This is a genomic window from Haloferax sp. KTX1, from assembly GCF_902410085.1.
In the GTDB taxonomy this organism is placed as follows: Archaea; Halobacteriota; Halobacteria; order Halobacteriales; family Haloferacaceae; genus Haloferax; species Haloferax massiliensis.
In genome coordinates, this window is the sequence record NZ_CABPRH010000376.1 from 1 (window position 1) to 380 (window position 380).

Sequence of the window (380 nt, forward strand, 5' to 3'; positions counted from 1 at the left end):
GACCATAAAGCCCGATGGCGAACGGGCCACCCCACTTGCGCACAAACTCACCCCTGGCGTCGAATGCTTGGACCCGGTTGGCATAGCCATCCGCCACATAGAGGGTTTTGTCTCTGGAAAGCGCCACATCGGTCGGGTAGATGAATTCGCCGGCGCCCCGTCCGGGCTCACCCGTTGTCCCCCACTGCCGGACAAAGGTGCCGTCCGCTTTCAGCTTCTGGACGCGCTGGTTGTAAAAATCGGCCACGAACAGGCTTCCGTTCTCCGCCACTGCTACGCCGCCCGGCCCATTGAACTGGCCTTCGCCCTGGCCGGCTTCACCGATCCGTCGCTTCGACTCGCCATCCAGCCCGAAGACCTGGACCCGGTCATTGAAGTAT

General features: G+C 62.4%; 1 protein-coding gene. It reads right to left on the minus strand.

All coding sequences use genetic code 11. From position 1 onward, the window contains the following. Positions 1-380: 6-bladed beta-propeller (locus FY251_RS22280; RefSeq protein WP_222847944.1), on the minus strand; the 380-nt coding region annotated here is incomplete at both ends.